The 17,067-nt window shown below is 66.5% G+C and carries 16 protein-coding genes and 1 tRNA gene; 6 read left to right on the top strand and 11 right to left on the bottom strand.

Annotated elements, in window-relative coordinates:
• Window positions 1-3: 3 nt before the first annotated feature.
• Both nrtL and OG905_RS13700 read right to left on the bottom strand, forming a co-directional pair.
• On the bottom strand, window positions 4-972 hold the full coding sequence (gene nrtL / locus OG905_RS13695) for an ArgS-related anticodon-binding protein NrtL (protein WP_328668243.1): 969 nt from the start codon (window positions 970-972) through the stop codon (window positions 4-6).
• Between the two features lie 55 nt (window positions 973-1,027).
• A complete protein-coding gene (locus tag OG905_RS13700) occupies window positions 1,028-1,462 on the bottom strand; it encodes a response regulator (protein ID WP_328668244.1) in 435 nt (144 codons plus the stop codon).
• A gap of 197 nt (window positions 1,463-1,659) precedes the next feature.
• Here OG905_RS13700 and OG905_RS13705 point away from each other — a divergent pair.
• Window positions 1,660-1,731 (top strand) — tRNA-Arg (locus OG905_RS13705).
• A gap of 528 nt (window positions 1,732-2,259) precedes the next feature.
• Here OG905_RS13705 and OG905_RS13710 read toward each other — a convergent pair.
• Both OG905_RS13710 and OG905_RS13715 read right to left on the bottom strand, forming a co-directional pair.
• Window positions 2,260-3,231, bottom strand: coding sequence for a hypothetical protein (locus OG905_RS13710; protein ID WP_328668245.1), 972 nt, complete (start codon window positions 3,229-3,231; stop codon window positions 2,260-2,262).
• A 1-nt stretch (window position 3,232) separates the two neighbouring features.
• Window positions 3,233-3,550, bottom strand: coding sequence for a hypothetical protein (locus OG905_RS13715; protein ID WP_328668246.1), 318 nt, complete (start codon window positions 3,548-3,550; stop codon window positions 3,233-3,235).
• Between the two features lie 226 nt (window positions 3,551-3,776).
• Between OG905_RS13715 and OG905_RS13720 the strand changes: the two genes are divergently transcribed.
• A complete protein-coding gene (locus OG905_RS13720; RefSeq protein ID WP_328668247.1) occupies window positions 3,777-7,652 on the top strand; it encodes a CHAT domain-containing protein in 3,876 nt (1,291 codons plus the stop codon).
• A gap of 743 nt (window positions 7,653-8,395) precedes the next feature.
• Here the strand turns inward: OG905_RS13720 and OG905_RS13725 are convergent.
• From OG905_RS13725 to OG905_RS13750, 6 genes are all read right to left on the bottom strand, one after another.
• Window positions 8,396-9,361 (bottom strand): hypothetical protein, encoded by a 966-nt coding sequence (locus tag OG905_RS13725; protein WP_328668248.1) that lies wholly within the window; start codon window positions 9,359-9,361, stop codon window positions 8,396-8,398.
• On the bottom strand, window positions 9,358-11,205 hold the full coding sequence (locus OG905_RS13730) for an alpha/beta hydrolase (RefSeq protein ID WP_328668249.1): 1,848 nt from the start codon (window positions 11,203-11,205) through the stop codon (window positions 9,358-9,360). Before OG905_RS13730 ends, OG905_RS13725 begins: the two co-directional genes overlap by 4 nt.
• Complete coding sequence (locus OG905_RS13735) at window positions 11,202-11,657, bottom strand: hypothetical protein (protein WP_328668250.1); 456 nt, start codon at window positions 11,655-11,657, stop codon at window positions 11,202-11,204. The genes OG905_RS13730 and OG905_RS13735 overlap by 4 nt, the downstream gene beginning before the upstream one ends.
• An 889-nt stretch (window positions 11,658-12,546) precedes the next feature.
• A complete protein-coding gene (locus tag OG905_RS13740; RefSeq protein WP_328668251.1) occupies window positions 12,547-12,843 on the bottom strand; it encodes a GYD domain-containing protein in 297 nt (98 codons plus the stop codon).
• 369 nt (window positions 12,844-13,212) lie between these two features.
• Window positions 13,213-13,419: a DUF397 domain-containing protein gene (locus OG905_RS13745; protein WP_328668252.1), complete on the bottom strand. Its 207-nt coding sequence runs from the start codon at window positions 13,417-13,419 to the stop codon at window positions 13,213-13,215.
• Entirely contained in the window at window positions 13,416-14,288 is an 873-nt protein-coding gene (locus tag OG905_RS13750) for a helix-turn-helix domain-containing protein (RefSeq protein ID WP_328668253.1), read from the bottom strand. The genes OG905_RS13745 and OG905_RS13750 overlap by 4 nt, the downstream gene beginning before the upstream one ends.
• Window positions 14,289-14,430: 142 nt before the next feature.
• On the opposite strand from OG905_RS13750, the gene OG905_RS13755 reads away from it, so the two are divergent.
• Together OG905_RS13755 and OG905_RS13760 are read left to right on the top strand one after the other, a co-directional pair.
• Window positions 14,431-14,886, top strand: coding sequence for an ATP-binding protein (locus tag OG905_RS13755; protein ID WP_328668254.1), 456 nt, complete (start codon window positions 14,431-14,433; stop codon window positions 14,884-14,886).
• Between the two features lie 158 nt (window positions 14,887-15,044).
• Entirely contained in the window at window positions 15,045-15,227 is a 183-nt protein-coding gene (locus tag OG905_RS13760; protein ID WP_328668255.1) for a hypothetical protein, read from the top strand.
• Between the two features lie 66 nt (window positions 15,228-15,293).
• Here the strand turns inward: OG905_RS13760 and OG905_RS39145 are convergent, their stop codons facing one another.
• Window positions 15,294-15,368 carry a 50S ribosomal protein bL37 gene (locus OG905_RS39145; protein WP_100661309.1) on the bottom strand — a complete coding sequence of 25 codons (75 nt, stop codon included), beginning with the start codon at window positions 15,366-15,368 and terminating at the stop codon, window positions 15,294-15,296.
• Window positions 15,369-15,485: 117 nt separating this feature from the next.
• On the opposite strand from OG905_RS39145, the gene OG905_RS13765 reads away from it, so the two are divergent.
• Entirely contained in the window at window positions 15,486-15,839 is a 354-nt protein-coding gene (locus OG905_RS13765) for a hypothetical protein (protein ID WP_324973431.1), read from the top strand.
• 104 nt (window positions 15,840-15,943) lie between these two features.
• Complete coding sequence (locus OG905_RS13770) at window positions 15,944-17,038, top strand: molybdopterin-dependent oxidoreductase (RefSeq protein WP_328668256.1); 1,095 nt, start codon at window positions 15,944-15,946, stop codon at window positions 17,036-17,038.
• Window positions 17,039-17,067: the final 29 nt, after the last annotated feature.

The raw sequence follows: 17,067 nt of genomic DNA on the forward strand, positions 1-17,067 counted from the left end.
CTCTCACAGGTAGTCAGGGGCGCTGATGCCGAGCAGGGACAGGCCACCGGCAAGCACCGTCCCGGCGGCTTCGGCGAGCGCGAGCCGGGAACGGTGGGCGGCCATGGGTTTCTCGTCGCCGAACGGCAGGACGTTGTGCTGGAAGGCGAGAAAGGCGTCGGCGGTGCTCTGAAGATGCCGGGCGAGCCGATCGGGCGCGCGGAGGCGTGCGGCGGAGGCGAGGACGGCGGGGTGGTCGCCGATGGCGGTGGTGAGGGCGGGGGCGTCGACGTGCTGCTGCGGGTCGCCGGCGAACCCGAGCTCTTCGGCATTGCGGGTGAGGGCCCTCGTACGGGAGTGGGCGTACCGGACCCGGAAGAGCGGATTGCGCTCGTGCTGCACGAGGAGGTCGGGACCCGCCTGCGGCCGGTCGTGTACGGCACCCGAGAGCAGAGCCCAACGGGCGGCATCGGGACCGAGCCGCTCGAGAAGGTCCTGAGCGGGGGCGGGCACGACATGCAGGGCTTCGGGGTCGCCCTGTGTGACGTCGGCACCCTGGGTGCGCAGGAGCTCCAGGACGGTCTCGGCCCAGACGCGGGCGCGGAGCTCGTCGGCGGGCCGGAAGCGTACGCAGACACCGGCGGCGCTGTCCCCGTGCCCGTACGCCCGACCCCGCTCCAGCACCTGCCGTACGAGGGCTTGCTGGACGCCTGCGTCGAGGGTGAAGTTCAGGAACCCCGGTCCGGTGATCTCAATGCGGGCGATCCCGGGGCTTTCGGCGATCCGCCGCCGCAGCTCCTCGGCAATGGCGCGCGGTTGCTGCCGGGCCGGCCCGGCGAGCCGCAGCGCGACATTGGTGGCGTAGTCCCCGCGGCCCCCCGGCCGCGGCCGCTCGACACTGACGCTCTCGGGCACGGGCGCCTGCAGCACACCGTCCTCCACCGCGCGGCACACGGCGTGCAGCACGGTACGAGAGAGCTCGGCGGGGGTCACGGGACAAGCGTATGGGAGGGAGGGGGGCCCTTCGCGAACCGGTTTCGCGATGCGGTCAGCCCCGTGCGCTTTCCGCCCGCCCGGCACCATGCATGCCGTCGACGGACGGCGGGCCCTCCCGGTGCATCAACTGCCGTACGAGCCGGACCAGCTCGGCGGGCTCGAAGGGCTTGGCGAGAAAGGCGTCGACACCGGCGGCGAGGCCGCTCTCCACCTCGTACTGCGTGCACGCGCTGATGATCGCGACCGGCAGATGACGGGTCCGCGGATCATCCCGCAGCCGCGCGGCGGTCCGCAGCCCGTCGAGACGGGGCATGACCACATCGAGGGTGACGACATCGGGACAGACGCGATGCACGACCTCCAGGCACTCGGCACCATCGGCCGCGGTCACGACCTCGAAGCCCTCCAGCTCGAGATTGACCCTGATCAACTGCCGGATGACCCGGTTGTCGTCGACAACGAGCACACGGCCGGACGCGCCTGACACAACTCAAGAGTAGGTCTGTGGGCAGGGCTGCGTCCGGGTTTTGCCCACTTCCACCCCGCGCCGGCGACGTTAGGGGGGCCGCGGGGCGGCTCGGGGCGTGGCTCGCGGCGCGGCTCGGGAAGGTGGAAATACCTGTTCACGGGGACCGTGTGGGAGCTGGTAGGGTTCTACCCGTCGCCGCCGAAACGCGGCGGAACGCCCCCGTAGCTCAGGGGATAGAGCAACGGCCTCCGGAGCCGTGTGCGCAGGTTCGAATCCTGCCGGGGGCACTTCATCCGGACCAGCGTGATCATCCCGCTGACCTGCGGAAGTGCCAGACTTCAAGAGCCGGACCCAGTCCCACTGGGTCCGGCTCTTTGTCGTTGTTGCGCACTGATCGCGAGTGAGTAGCGAGTGAGAACCGGGGGCAACCCGTGATCAACCATGTCCGCGCACGGGCTTTCAGTAGGTCGGCGGCGACATGCCCCGCTTGGCTGCGCGAAGTGGCCCGGAACGCCACCCACTAGCCCGGACCCGCCCGCGCATCGCGGAGATCTGAAGCGCATGCCCGTCGTACGCGGCTGCCGCAGAGATGGGACGCCCGTCCGCCCGCACTACCGCTCCAAGGTCCTTGCGGCCCGCTCGTCCCCGCGCGCATGGATGGTGGCACTTTTCTCCCGGCGCTACTTCCTGCCGCGGAAGCCGTAGGTGGTCAGGCCGGTGCCAGTGCGCCCGAGCCCGAACGGATATATGCGGGAACGTCGTGCTGAGCGGCTTCTCGGTGAAGCGCCCAGCCTTTCCCTCCCAAACGGGGCCACTCACGTAGCAGGGTTCGGTGGATGAGGCGAAGTAGCGCGGATGAGGCTGTCCCTGCTTTGGAGATGCCAGGTGAGTGTGTATCCGGTGCGCTTGTCCAACTTTCCCTCATGTGCGAGGCCGAGCTGGCGGACGAGATCGATGACGTACACACGTATGGCGGCTTCCAGTAGCAGGGCGTAGGTGTCGGCTGCGGCACGGGTACGGCGCCAGGCGGTCGCAGCAATCGCAGCGGCGACAAGCAGTCCGGGCCACCAAAGGGCACCCGCGACCAGATAGAGCAGGCCCCATCCTGCGAGGGTGGTGGCACGGGTGAGGGAGTCCCGCGCTGCGGTGATTTCTACGCGTCCTGTGTCTGGGAGAGCGAGCCACAGCGGGGGCCATACGGTTGCCATATCGATCCCGTAGCGGTGGCGGAGGCGGACGGCGACACCGTGGATGCGGTCGCCGACCCACGTGGGGCGGGCGGGGCGCTCCTCTGCGATGCGGGTGACTCTTAGGCGCGCACCCTGAAGGTCGACCGGGGGCGTGTTCGTCGTGCCTCGCCGCACTCGCCTCCGAGAGCGTTCTGCAGCGAGCAGTGCATCGTATGAGTCGGAGGCCGACTGCCAGCGCTGCTGCCTGCTGGTGACACGAGCGGACGCAAACTGCCTCAGCGGTGACGGCCATGCCGCCCAGTCGACGGCGTACCAGAGCGAAGCGGTGAGGGCTCCCGCGGCCTGGGCCGCGAGCCCCGCGGCGGCTGAGGCGAGGAGCACGGCCAGCAGGACTATGGCCAGCCATGCTGTGCTATCTGGGCGGGAGTTGGCCCACTGGTTGGTTCGGTGGACGAGTCGACCGGAGTCAAAAGGGTGGGTATGACCGAGAGTATCGGCCACGACGACCGTCGCCAGATACAGACAGCCTGGCAGGACAAGCAAGGACAGCCAACGTTCGGCGAGCTTCTTGCCCAGTTCGGCTAACAGGCCGCCCATGTCAGAAGGTCTCCCAGCGCAGCCTGCTGCCGGACACTGCACAGTTTGGAGCCGTCTCGTCCGTATCTGAATCGGGGTCCTCGGGGGGCCACCAATAACGGGAGCAGCGATCGCCCGGGCAGAGAAAGACGATCTCGTTGTGGTGTACGGCGGGGATTCCCCGCTCACTCGGCAGGCCCGTCGGGTGAATGAGAGATCGCCTGCTCCCGGGGATGCCAACGGCGTCGCCGACCTCTTGCAGCGCATCGTGAAGTTCGTCGAGCAACTCGGATGTGCACGCAGCCTCGTCATCGCGGAGCGCCATCAGGATCTGGTCCAAGCGCGAAGCGTCGCCAGTCCTCTCAAGCAATTCCCGTAAGACGGCATGATGTTCGCATACATATGCTATACGGTCGACGTCCGGGTTGGGTAGAGCGCCTGCCGCCGCACCCTGCATCTGGTCCCCCTCGTCCGCGTGAGCCGCCACAGATCCGGGGAGAATGACTCCCGGGGATCAACAGACTCTCTGATGCCGAGAACGACCGTATCGAGTACCGGGAGTTGACGTGGCAGAAACCGGGGGAATCGTAAGCGAGGATCTCATCCAGGCTGTTTGGACCCGCATCGCGGATATCCAAGCTGCGGAGGACACCTCGCTGGCCGTTTGCCCGGACGCGATCGACGAGGCAAAGCGACTGGATGATGCCCTGGGGGCCCTACCCCCGACCGAGCAGAACTTGACTGGTTGTCATAGTGCCAGGGAATTTGGTGCTCGGTTCGCGCTCGGCTGGCTGTACTGGTACCAGGTCACGGCGCTGCCGGATGATCAGAATGCTCGAGGCGCTGCCCTCACGTCAGCAATAGAGATGCTCGCCCCATGCTTCATTACGGACCTTGACCCCCTCCCCGAGCCTCTGATCCCCATGCTCGCTGATGCCTCGGCTGGTGTAGCCTCCGACCTGCTTGTGCAGGCGGAAACACGCACCGCCCCGGCGTTCCAATCATTCGTGGTAGGCCTGTGGCAACGCATCACCGCTGCGACGACCGTTGACCATCCCGCCCACGCTGGGCGCCTGGCCAGCCTGAGTGGCGCGCTGCAGTTCCGATTCAACCAAACGCGCTCAGCAGAGGATTTACACGAAGCTATTCGTCTTAAGCGGGTTGCCGTCACGCTCTTTGATGCCGGAACGCCGATGCGCGGATGGTTGATGAACAACCTGTGCTTGCTCCTGCGAAGCCGACACTTGCGCAGTGGAATGCTGGAGGATCTGGATGAGGCTGTGCGCGCGGGAGAGGAGTCTGTGCGCGGCACTCCGGAAAAAGACGCCACCCGCGCCGGGCGCCTGAACAATCTTGGGCTGGCCTTGCGGACCCGTTTCGAGCTGTACGGCGTGCTGGCCGACATCGAGGAGGCGGTACGGGCCTGCCGCTCAGCGATCGAGTGCACCCATCTGGGTCCCACCCCGCCGCTCTACCTGTCAAATCTGGGGCGCGCGCTATTGATGCGGTTCCGGCATAACGATGCGGAACCGGATCTTGATGAGGCGGTTCGGGCTGCACAGGAAGCGGTGCGGACCAGCTGCTCGGACGAACCTGCAGAGTTCCGGGGCATGTACCTCGGCAATCTAAGCGACGCTCTGATGAGCCGGTATGAGCTGGCCGGAGCGTCGAATGACCTGGATGAGGCGATACGGCTGGCATGCGAAGCGGCCCGCATTACTCCTCCCGATCACCCAGACCAGGCCATGCATCTGCGCAATGCAAGCACCGCTCTACGGACACGGTATGAGCGCACCTCGTCGCTGCTGGATCTCAACGAATCAGTTGCAGCGATCCGAAAGGCATTGGACTCCACCGCTGTCAGTGAGCTCGACCGGCCGGCCCTGCTGTCTGAACTGACCACCACCTTGTGGACACGCTTCGAGCGGTCCGGAGAGACAGCGGACCTGGACAATGCAATACAGGCAGGCTACGAGGCGGTGCGGACAGCGTCGGCCCACCGCCAGGGAAAGTCTATCTATCTGATCAACCTGAGTATCGCCTTGCGCCTGCGATTTACTCAGACCGGGGCTCTTAAGGATCTGGACGAGGCGATACGGCTGTGCCGCGAGGCGGTAGATCCCGCCGCTTCCGGCCCGGGACGATCCGATGCCGTGTTCAATCTGGCAGGCGCCCTACAGCTCCGTTTTCAACGCACCGGCGCGCTGGAGGACATAGACGAAGCAGTACAGCTGGGCCGTGAGGATGTAAAGGCCACTGCTGTCAGCCGTATCGACCGTGCGAGTAGTCTGTCGAACCTGAGTATTTCCTTGCGTACGCGCTTCGTCCGCACCAAGGCGCTTGAGGATCTGGACGAAGCGATCCGCTTGGGCCGGGCGGCGGTAAGGGCCACTGACGCCAATCACGCCCGCCGGCCTGGCCGAATATCCAATGTCGGCTTGTGTCTGCGTATCCGCTACGCCCACACCAAGTCACTAGGGGATGTGAACAACGCGATCAGTTTCATGCGCCACGCAGTTCAATGCTGCCCGGCTGACACCTACGAACGGGCTCTGCACCTGACCACTCTGGGGGCCGTCTTACAGGACCGGTTCGCAACCAGCGGTAAGATGAGGGACTTGGAGGAGGCAATCAGAGTCAGTCGGGAGGCCGTGCACGTAATCCCCTTCAATCATCCCGACCGGGCGGGTATGTCGTTCAATCTGGGCCTTGCCCTGCGCGGACTGTTCGAGCGAACCAAGCACCCTGCTCACCTGAACAAGTGCCTGACCGCCTTCTCAGAAGCCGTTGGCACCGTCTCGGGCGCTCCGTCCGTACGCATCCGCGCGGCGAAGGCCGCAGCACCGCTGGCGGCAGCCGCGCGCCCGAACTATGCCGCGGAGATGTTGGGCGCCGCGGTGCGTCTGCTCCCTGAGGTGGCTCCTCGCCAGCTTCAGCGGCGAGACCAGCAGCACGCGTTGGATGGATTGTCCGGTCTGGCCAGCGACGCAGCCGCGTTCGCCCTATTGCATCAGGACCCCACAACATCGGACGAACAGCGGGCCGCCTGCGCCCTCGGGCTGCTGGAGCAGGGGCGGGCAGTTCTTCTCAGTCAGGCACTGCACACTCGCAGCGATCTCACCGAGCTTTGGCAGCTCCACCCGGATCTCGCGGCACGCTACGTTCAGTTGCGGGATCTGAGCGACGCGACTTCTCTCACCACAGAAGAGTTGAGCAAAATCCCGGCGGATGACCGTCACAGGCTTGCTACGCAGTTTGCCGCGACCGTAGCGGAAATCCGGTTGCGCAAGGGGTTCGAATTCTTTCACCTGCCTCCCCCACCAGAGGAACTCATCAACGAGGCACATCAGGGCCCCGTGGTGGTGTTCAACGTCAGCCGGTATCGCAGCGACGCCCTGCTGGTTACCACCGACGGAATTCGGAATCTACGACTACCTGCGCTCGACGTAGATAGTGTTGCAGGACATATCAGTTCGTTCCATCGAGCACTGCACATCGCGCATGACCTAGATGCGTCACCCACGCAGCGGCAGGGTGCTCAGGACACGCTGAACCAGGTCCTTGAGTGGCTATGGGGCGCTGCTATGGAGCCGGTCCTGGACGAACTGGACTTCACGGAAGAGCCGGAGGCGGATGCCTGGCCGAGGGTGTGGTGGGCTCCCGGCGGGCTGCTCAGCCTGCTCCCCCTGCATGCGGCGGGCTATCACCGTGAGTCGCCGCACCAAACAGGACTGGCCGCCAAGGCCAGTAGACGTACGGTCATGGATCGAGTCGTGTCTTCCTATACGCCCACCGTCCGCGCTCTTAGCTATGCGCGGCAACGCGTCTCGTCCTCGCGCCCGGGTGGCAAGGCGCTTATCGTCGCCATGCCCACCACGCCCGGCGCGACCCCGCTGCGGCATGTTTCGGACGAGGTGACCGCGCTTCGGGCACGGCTACCGCAATACACTCTTGTGCCCGAACCGACCAAGGCCGAGGTCTTGGCCCACCTGCCAGAGCACGCCATCGCACACTTTGCCTGTCACGGCACCGTCGATCCTGTAGACCCGTCCCACAGCCATCTGCTCTTGCATGACCACCAGACGAACCCATTGACGGTCGCAAGCCTTGCCCCGATTGCGCTCACCCGCGCCCGTCTGGCTTACCTGTCGGCCTGTCGCACGGCCTTCAGTGGTGCGTTGACCTTGGCCGATGAGGCCATTCACCTCACTACGGCCTTTCAGCTAGCCGGCTTCTGTCACGTCATCGGCACGCTTTGGGAGATCGACGACCGGCGTGCCGTCGGGATCGCCGACACCTTCTACAGCCTGTTGTGGGCTGACGCCGGTGGTATCGACGACAGCAGGTCTGCTCACGCACTCCACCGCACGATCCGCGCCACCCGCTCCAGGCTTCCTGCCGTCCCTTCCCTGTGGGCTGCGTATCTGCACGCCGGTGCCTGAAAGGCCATCCAGACAGCGCTAGCTGGCGCGAGCGTTCGTTTTTCCGTCGCACGCTTTAGGGCAGGCAACTAGGGCAGGCAACTGTGGAAGGTAAGAGATCCGTCCGTTCCAGTCTCCCAACCGTCAGCAAGTTCAACCTGATAGCGCCGCACCTTGGTGACCGTGGGCTGCGGCTCGTCGCCGCGCCCCCACGGGGCACGGCGAGGGACCCGCCACTCAAGCCCGACGGTCGCAGGTGCCGAAAGCACCTCCGCGTTCCCATTTCTGTGGCAACCCGTGCAGTCCGGTCCTTGACTCGGGACTGCCCTCCGAGTGAGTGGCGAGTGAAACTCCGACCTTCGTGATCTTGGAACGGCATTCGTGGAGGTCACAGGCATAGCGCCGCTCTAGCCGATCATGCCCTCCGGAGCCGCGTGCACACAACGCCCGTGAGTGTCCCAGCTGTCCGACTGTCCGGTTAAGCCTGTGACCTGCGGAAATGAACCGGGCAGCTCCAAGTGCAGCTGTCCGGGCTGTCCGGTCACAGACGGCTGCAACACCCTTTGGTGTTGCAGCCTGTCGGCGAAGCCGACCTCTCTCGTTGGACGTGGAACCGAAGGACTCGCCAATGGACACTCACTATCGAGGGGAGTGGGCGCCCCCGGCACTGCCGGGCAAAGAGCGTAGGAGCCGGAGGCGACTTCCGATCAGTGACCTTCAGGATCGCGCCCGGACCTCTCGCCAGCCGCACGTGAGGCCCGCTGTCATACGTCTGCGGACGCCGGTCCGTTGACGGGCGTCGTGACCGCGACGCGCACCGCGCCGGTGGTCGAGGCCGCGACCTGTGCGATCGTGCCCTCTTCGGGGTGGCGGGCGACGACGGCCGGGATGCCCTCGAGCGTCGGCATGTGGCGTACGTTCCATCCCGCGCTCTGGAAGTACGCCTGCGCGCGTGCCAGTGCCCGTACCCTCTCGTCCTCCGGCAGCGGCTCGGTCGACCAGGTGTGGTGGACCGAGGTCCCGGACTCGTCCCGGACCGTGCTGAGGCCTTCCCCGGGCTGCGTGGGCGCCGATCCGACCCGCAGGGCGTCGTAGATCCGGCTGGAGTGGCCGAGGGCGCGCTGCCGAGTGGGATCGTCGGCCTGCGGGTCCTCAAGTGCGGCGGGGTCGGCCGCGGTCGACGCCGAGGCCTTCTCGGGCGGGAGGAAGCAGGGCGATGTCACGCCGAGAGAGGCGAGGCCCTCGCCCTTGGCGCGATCTACGACGCCGGTCATGGCGTCCATCCAGAAGTCGTCGGGCTCCGTGCGCATGTAGACCGCCGGAAAGGGGCCGGACCAGTCGGCCTCGCCCGACGAGTTGTACTTGTAGCCCTGCTTCAGCCAGGCATCCCGCGCCTGCCGCACGAGGTTCTGGGCCTCGGACCCCGGAACACCGGTCAACTTGTAGGCGACGGTGACCTGCACGCGGTCGTCAGGGCCGTGGTCGTCCCTGGCGATGCAGGGGCCGACGGGCAGGGACCCGATGCGCTCCAGTGTCGGCTTGGGGGACATACCGTCCACCGCCTGGTGGATGATTTCCTCGGCCCGGTCGATCGCCTGCTGCTCGTTCATCGTGACCTGCTTCGGTGCTCTTCCGCCGGTTTCCTGTCCGTCCTGCTGCGCCCCGCACCCGGTCACCATGGTCGTCATGGCGAGCAGTGCGGCAGCCGGGACTATTCTGCGCAGGTTCACGGACGTCCTCCGGTAACGATCCTTGCCAGGCTGACGAGGGGCTTTTCGTCCCAGTACTGGGAGTGCGCGGGCATCATCTCCCAGTCCGTGCCCGGCAGCTTTCCGGCGGGGACGTCGAAGACCTGGCCGCCGAAGTCGTCGGAAGTCGGGTCGGTTCCGTGGACGATCGAGTGGTCGTCGAAAAACTCCATGTACGCCTTCGGATTGAGGGGGGCCAGGGGGCCCGCCGGGGGCGGGGCGGCGTTGATGAGGTCGTTCTGGGCCGTGGCCGCGAAGACATGGTCCGGCGGGATGTTCAGGTCCTTCGCGTGGTCCACGCCCACGCCCGGACTGCCCACCATGATCGCGTTGTCGACCGGCAGGTCTATGTGCATGCTCATCGTCTCGCCCACCACCAGGGACCCGTAGCTGTGACCCATGAGCGTCTGGTTCACACCGCTGTCGCGGTGATTGGCTTCCTCGATCCCCTGGATGAAGTTGCCGAGCGGCTCCTTGGCGTTGTCGGCCCACTTGGTCTCCGTCGCATCGGTCGCGATGGCCTGCGGGGCGTCGTAACCGAGCCACACGATCGATGCCGTCGAGTGGACGGGATCCTGGCGTTCCGCCTTCAACTGGAGTGCCGCAGCCCTGCCGATGTCTCCGTCGATGGACTCCAGCTTGGCGAACGTCCCGGGCACGTACGTCACCACGTTGTCGGCGGTGTCCGGATTTCCGATGGAGACGATGGCGCGGCCCATGTTGTTGCCGTCGAATCCGAGCAGATAGGGGCGATTACTCTCGCTCGTGTAGCTGTCGAAACGTTTCTGTATGTCGTCCATGCCCTTGTAGCCGTTCTCCTGCTGCTTCTTCTTCTCGTTCCATTCCTTCCACGCCACGCTGTCGACCTTGACGCCCTTCATGATGGTGCCGGTCATGGGGTTGATGTAGTCCGTGTACCGCGTGGGCTCAGGATGCTTCTTGAGCCACGTGTCGTATTCGACCTGCGCGGCACCTCGGGCCTCGGCGAGCACCATCCGGTTCGCGTCGTCGCGTACGGCGGAGGGAAGGCCGTCGAGCGCTCCGATGCTCGCGGGGTGCATGGAGACGTAGGCGTCGCGCTGCTCCTGGGAGAGGCCGTTCCACCAGTTGGCGTTGTCCTGGGGCCAGTCGTTCTTGGGCGGTGGCTTGATCGTGTCGAGGTAGGCATCGGCCGCGTCGCGCACGCCCTCCGTGTCCGACGTGACGTCCGTCCAGTCCCGGGCGGACACTGTCAGGTCGTCATCGGCCTTGAGGGCCCGTAGTTTCGGCGCCCACTTCGTGTCCGCGTCCGTGGCTTCCTTGAGCGCGTCGGCGATCCGGTTCGCGTACCCCATCGCCTTGCCGTAGTTCGGGTTCGGGTGGATGTTCGCCGCCTGGCGCTCCAGGGCATCGGAAGTGGGGCTGCCTCCGGCACTCCCCGTCACCGTGCCGCCATCAGCGACCTTCTCGTCGCCTGGCTTCTTACCCGCTGGATATGTGACCGAGCCGTCCTCGTTCACCGTGCAGCCCTGGGCGTCCCCGATCGCCGTGTCCAGATTCCGCTTGGCGGCCGTCATGTCGTAGGCGAACCCGTTGAGGGCTGTGCTGATCACGCCGCATTCGGTCTGGATGTAGTGGAAGTTCTTCGCCAGGGCTTGAAGCTGCTTCTGTGCCGCCTCCGCTGCCTCACCCTGCAACGTCTTGCGCATGCCTGCGGCCACGGTGTTCTCGACGCGATCCTTGGCTGCCTGGGCCACGTTGCCCATGGAGCGGTATCCGTCGGCGGCGTCCTCGTACTCGGAGGGCTTGAAGGCGTTGAGGGTGGCGTAGTCCATCCCGCCCGTCACCGGCCCTTCGCCTGGCCGCCGATGGCGTCCGTGTCCGCGTACTTGAGGTTCAGCTTGCCCATCTCGCCCTTGACCGCCTCATCGGACGTCAACAGGTCGCGGCCCACCTGCTCCAGGATGCTCTGGAGTGAGCCGCACCGCTCGCTGACGCTTTCGGCGTACTTCTTCCAGGAGTCGTACACGTCTTTCTGCGCGGCCGCGCTCAGACAACCCGTGGTTGCGCCGAGCCCTGCCTGGCCGTTCTCCAGTTTGGTCAGCCCGGTGCCGATGCTCTGGCGAAGAGAGCCCACCCCTTCGCCGGCCGTGGCCCACGCCTTCTTGCTGGACTTCAGGCCGCCCGTCACGGCGCTGGGCCCGGAACTGGGCTCAACCGGAACGTGGTTGAGCTGCATCGCTGCGGACTGCCGTCCGGTCACATCGGCTTTGATCTGTTCCCACTCGTCCCACGCCACGCGTAGCCCCCGTTCACCCCTGTGGATCACACCAGCCAAGAACACTACATCGCACCAGCAACACACAGCCCATGAGTACCTGTACCTATGCGAATGAGCACCTGCCCCGCTCAAGGGTGTTGCAGAAGGGTGACTGCGGGCGCGGACCCTTCGGTGTTCGGCCTTGTCTTCCTCCTGGCCGCGCGCAAGGGGGCGTCCGGCCGCCCTGGTCCATCTCGACGTCGCTGCATCTCAGTTTCCGTCTCGTTCATCGACGTACGCGCTCGTCCGGGGGTCCGTGGAACCCTCAACCGCCCAGTGCCCGTACGAGGATGGACAGCAGTGAACGCCTGCGGATCGGGCTCTGACCAGCCGAGACAATCCTGCAAAGCGAGATGCACCGGTTGCTTGCGACGCTCGGCGAGAGCCGTCGTCCTGCGGGCGAAGACGCGCCTTTCAGGGACCTCTTGACGGGCGTATCCCTGCCACATCCACGCTCCCTCCATCCGGCGACCTACGACGCGACGGGGTGCGACACATCTCCGACACACCACGAGTCGCTGCTGGTCCGTGACAGACTCCGCCGCAGCTCACAGGGGTTACGAGAGGCGATCGGCGCAATCTCTCCCGAGCCGTGTGCGCAGGTTCGAATCCTGCCGGGGGCACCCTGTACGAGGTCCCAAAGACCCCGCCATCAGCGCTTCAGCTGAGAACGGGGTCTTCGCGTATGTGCAGCCGTATGCCAGTCAAAGCCGTCGTATGTCGGCGTCCGTGGACTATTCGTGGACAGGAAAGCGGTCCTCGGCGCAGGTCGGCCCGCGATATGGCAAGGCTCGGGACGGATCCAGTGGCTTCGGAGTGTCCCGCCCTGGGCGGGTCACTCGTACTCGCGAAACGGGTCTGAAAGGCCTCAGCCCGTGGCTTTGGCGATGATGCGGTCCATCTCCTCCTGGCCGAAGGCCCGCAGGGTGGTGGAACGGACGTTGCCCAACCCGGAGACCTGCAGGAGCACCGCAGTGGCGGTCTCGTCATCGGGCGCCTCTACAACGGCCACGATGTCGTACGGACCGACGGTCCAGTAGAGGTTCAGGATCTTCACCCCCAGCTTCTGTGCCGCTGCGGCGAAGGCCTCGGAGCGCTGCGAGGTGTCCTTGTAGCCCCGGACCCCCTGATCGGTCCAGTTCAGCAATGAGACATACGTCGGCATGGTCTTTCACCCCTATGAAGGAGACACAACACATCGTCGATCAATTCTGCGCACCATGCGCGCATTGCGCAGCTAGAAGCACGCCGGACGAGTGATACGTGCAATGAGCGATGGGGGCGCCAACCTGCCGGACGTCGCGATAACTGGTTCCGTCCGGCAAGGTCAAGATGAAGGAGTGCGAGATGGTCGGAAACCGCAATAACTGGAAGCGTGAGCGCACGTTCACCTCCGCATCAGCGGCGGTAACACCGAACTCCGCACCTCTACTTCCACGAAACCCGCACCAACACCGGTTTGCTGTATGTCCGCCATGTCAGCCCGCACTCGACCAATACGAATAAACCTGAGCGGCCGGTGAATCGGAGTGGGTCAGCTCTCGGCAGCGAACCGCACGAACGCGGCCCACTTCTCCCGCCGGAAGGTGAGTTGGGCGATGGCGCGGGTCTTGGAGTCACGGAGGTGGACGGCAGATTCGTCGACGGCGACCTCTACGCACTCGCCGCCATCGCCGCCGCTGTAGCTGCTCTTGTACCAGGCGAGATCCGCCGTGCCCTGTTCGGGCCGTTCGGTGTTCATTGCTCTCCCAGCAGCGACTCGATGAGAGCCAGGGACTCACGCGGGGTGAGGGCCTGCCCCCGGATGCTTCCGTATCGTGCCGCCAGGATACGGACCTCTTCCGCATCTGTGATCAGCCGGTTGACTCCTTGCACCTCGACATAACCGACTTGGTGCTTCCCCTTCGGTGTCAGCAGGATGAACGGCCCCTCGAAGCCGCCATGCTCCTCGCACCCGAGCGGCAGGACCTGGATGGTCGTGCTGCGCAGATTGCCGAGTGTCATCAGGTGCTTCAACTGCCCTTGCAGCACCTCAGAGCCACCGACACGCCTTCGGAGGACCGACTCATCAACGACCGCCGTCACGGTGGGAGCCGGCCATCGCATGAGCAGTTCCTGCCGTGCCAAACGTGCAGCCACGCGCTGCTCGATCGTCTCCTCGGCCAGCAATGGCTGAAATGCGGAGAAGATCAGCCGCGCGTATTCCTCTGTCTGCAACAAGCCCGGAACCGTCAGCGTGCTGTAGAAGTTGACCTCGACCGCCTCTGCCTCCAGGCGCGCGTAGTCCCGGAACCACGCCGGATGCCTGACCCGTGCCTTCGCCCGCGCCACGTCATCCTTGGTTGCCTTCAACAGGCCGCCCGCGCCCAGCAGATCGTCCGCCGCGTCCAACAGCTCCGGCTGTGGCGTCCTGCGCCCGCGCTCCAAGGAAGAGATCAGGTCCTCGCCGTACCCCAGTCTGTCTCCGAGCTCCTTCTGCGTCCAGCCGGCCCGCTCCCGCAGCAGCTTCAGCTGTTTGCCCACCGCCCGGTTCAGATCCGCCGCGCCGTCCGCGTCCTCCGGCGGATCCGGGCGGCGCTCAGGGCCCCTCTGATGAGTACCGTCCGTCATGACCACAACCGCCCAACACACGTACCCGCCCGGCCGGTTACCTCCGCCATCCCGGACAGGCAACCGGCCGTACCGGTACACACACCCTCCGTACCGATGGCTGACCTGGTCAGCGTAGGGGCATCCGGCCACGCTCTGTCACGTGAAGTCGGAAATCCATGCACCCCAACTCGGCACCCCCACAGCTCGCTTCAGCCGGCAGCTCAGCTCCACCCGGCGCGGCGCCCGCCTCTCACGCCTGCTCGCCGTCCAACAGCTCACCGACTGGGGCTGGGCGAGGGACAGCGGGACCGTGCAGGCCGCCGCGCTGCTCGTCAGTGAGCTGGCCGCGAACGCGGTCACGCACGGCCGCGCGCCCGGCCGTGACTTTCTGCTGACCCTGATGGTCACCTTGCACCCGGGTAGGGCCACGACACTCCGTATCGAGATCGCCGACACCCGGGGGGAACGGCTGCCTGCTCCAGCACCCAATCCTCAGCCATCGGACGAGTACGGGCGCGGGCTGCTCCTCGTCGAATGCCTGGCGACGCGGTGGGGTGTCACTCCGCGTCCGCCATCGGGCAAGACCGTTTGGGCTGAGATTCAGGAACGGCGATGAAGCCCCGGTCGGGCGCGTAAGTCGGGCCTTCCGAGTCCTCTAAGGGCAGGTCTCTCCCTGTGCGCAGGTTCGAATCCTGCGGATTCGTCTCGCCTTCGCCTCGCCGCAATCGCAGGCGAAGGTGGAGGATGGGGGTGAGCGAGTGAAGGAGGCCCGTCATGAAAACCGGAGCCTCGGATTCGGATTACGACACCTGGCTGTATTCGCACACCCCGTCGCAGGCCGAGGGCGAGCGTGACGAACCAGGCGAGCGCAGTGCCATGGAAGTGCACCCGGACGTGCCCAGGACCGAGCCGTCGCAGGCCGAGGGCGAGCGGGTGGACGACGTTCCGACCGCGTGACCGCCGCGCCGGGAGTGGCCACTGGGTCACTTCCGGCTGTCCGGGGCCACGCCGCTGACTGTTGGCTCAGGCGTTGGGGCGCTTGCCGTGGTTGGCCTTCTTCTTCTTGCGGGCGCGTCGCTTATTGCCTCGTTTGGCCATGGCGCACATCTCCCTCATCCAGGACTTTCCCTGCCTTCGCCAGCATATTTCGGGGTGCTGCGACCGGCCACGCGACGCACGCTGGACTCATGACCCCGCACGTGTGGAGGTGAGTCCATGAAGCTCCGCAAGGTGTCACCTGGGTGGGGGGAACCCCTCCAGCCGCCGCCCGGCTACTTCGGGTCCGAAGGCGGCGTGCCCGATGAGGCGCGGCGGCGTCTCGTCCTCGACTGGGCGGTGAATCAGCGGATCGCGAGCGGATGGCGGGTGGAGTCCCGCTCCGAGACCCAGGCGGTTCTGGTCCGCGGTGAGCCGGTGAACCATGTGCTGCACGCCATCCTCACCCTCGTCACCTGTTTTCTGTGGGGCATTGTGTGGGTCGTTCTCGTCGCGACGAACAGGGTCGAGCGGGTCGCGCTCACGGTGGATGCGCAAGGGAACGTCGTCGCCGTGCATGCTCCTCTCTCCTAGGGCGGACGGTCCTCCCGCTGGACCCCGAGCGGGGCCGACCCCCGGACGTGATACTGGAAGCAACCCTCGTCGGCTCCCCATGAGCCCGACGGAAGGTGCTGCCAATGACCGCATCGGCGATTCCCCACGGGCCGGGCGCCACGGCCTGGGCACCCGAGACGGTGACGGCCGACCCGTACAACGCGCAGACGCCCTCGGCCGCGCTGGCCGAGCCGGTCACACCCGCCGGTGCCTTCTTCGTACGCGATCACTTCGGCGTGCCGCGCACGACACCGAGGCGGTGGCGGCTGCGGCTCGGCGGCACCGTGGCCGCGCCCTTCGACATCGGTTATGACGAGCTTCTTGCGATGCCGCGCTGCGAGCTCGACGTCGTACTGGAATGCGCCGGCAATGGCCGCAGCCTGATGACGCCCCGCCCGCCCGGTCTGCCGTGGGGCCAACGGGCGGTCGGCTGCGCGCGTTTCGGGGGCGTGCCGTTCCGTCTCCTCGCCACCCGGGCGCGGATCGAGCCGGCCGCCCTGGAAGTCGTCTTCGCCGGAGCCGACTCCGGCACCGTGCACGGCCGCCGGACGGCCTTCGAGCGCAGCCTCCCGCTCGCCGTGGCCCTGCACCCGGACACGCTCCTCGCCACGCACATGAACGGCGAGCCGCTGGCGCCCGAGCACGGGGCGCCGGTGCGTCTGGTGGTCCCCGGCCGGTACGCGGTCGCCGATGTGAAGTGGCTGGTCTGGGCGCGGGCCGTCACGGAACCGTTCACCGGCGTCTTCCAGGCCGAGGAGTACGTCTACGTGGCGTCGCGGGGCACCCCCGACGGACCCGTGACCACCCTGAGGGTCAAGTCGCTGATCATCTCGCCCGAGCCCGACTCGGCCGTGCGCCGCGGTCATGAGACCGCCGTACGGGGCCGGGCCTGGTCCGGCGGCGGGGTGCCGGTGCGCCGGGTCCAGGTGCGAGCCGCGTACGAGAACGAAGAGGGATCCAGCGACGGGGGCTGGCAGGACGCCGTGCTCGGAGCGCCGAGGGGGGCGTACGCCTGGAGGGAATGGTCCTGCCTGTGGACGCCCGAGCGGCCCGGCCGGTACCGGCTGCTCGCCCGCGCGACGGACGAGCACGGCCATGTCCAGCCGTCCCGGGCGCCGTGGAACGCCCACGGCTACGGCTGCAACCCCGTCGCATCCGTCGAGCTGGTCGTCGTATGAGCGCCCCCGAGCAGTGAGCAGAGGTGACG

Origin of the sequence: Streptomyces sp. NBC_00322 (genome assembly GCF_036147535.1) — a bacterium.
Taxonomy (GTDB): Bacteria; Actinomycetota; Actinomycetes; order Streptomycetales; family Streptomycetaceae; genus Streptomyces.

Coding starts and splice junctions, on each gene's coding strand:
- OG905_RS13740 (WP_328668251.1), bottom strand. CDS start 12,843: ATGCCGACGTATGTCTCATTGCTGAACTGGACCGATCAGGGGGTCCGG.
- OG905_RS13760 (WP_328668255.1), top strand. CDS start 15,045: ATGAAAACCGGAGCCTCGGATTCGGATTACGACACCTGGCTGTATTCG.
- OG905_RS13765 (WP_324973431.1), top strand. CDS start 15,486: ATGAAGCTCCGCAAGGTGTCACCTGGGTGGGGGGAACCCCTCCAGCCG.
- OG905_RS13745 (WP_328668252.1), bottom strand. CDS start 13,419: ATGAACACCGAACGGCCCGAACAGGGCACGGCGGATCTCGCCTGGTAC.
- OG905_RS13770 (WP_328668256.1), top strand. CDS start 15,944: ATGACCGCATCGGCGATTCCCCACGGGCCGGGCGCCACGGCCTGGGCA.
- OG905_RS13750 (WP_328668253.1), bottom strand. CDS start 14,288: ATGACGGACGGTACTCATCAGAGGGGCCCTGAGCGCCGCCCGGATCCG.
- OG905_RS13710 (WP_328668245.1), bottom strand. CDS start 3,231: ATGGGCGGCCTGTTAGCCGAACTGGGCAAGAAGCTCGCCGAACGTTGG.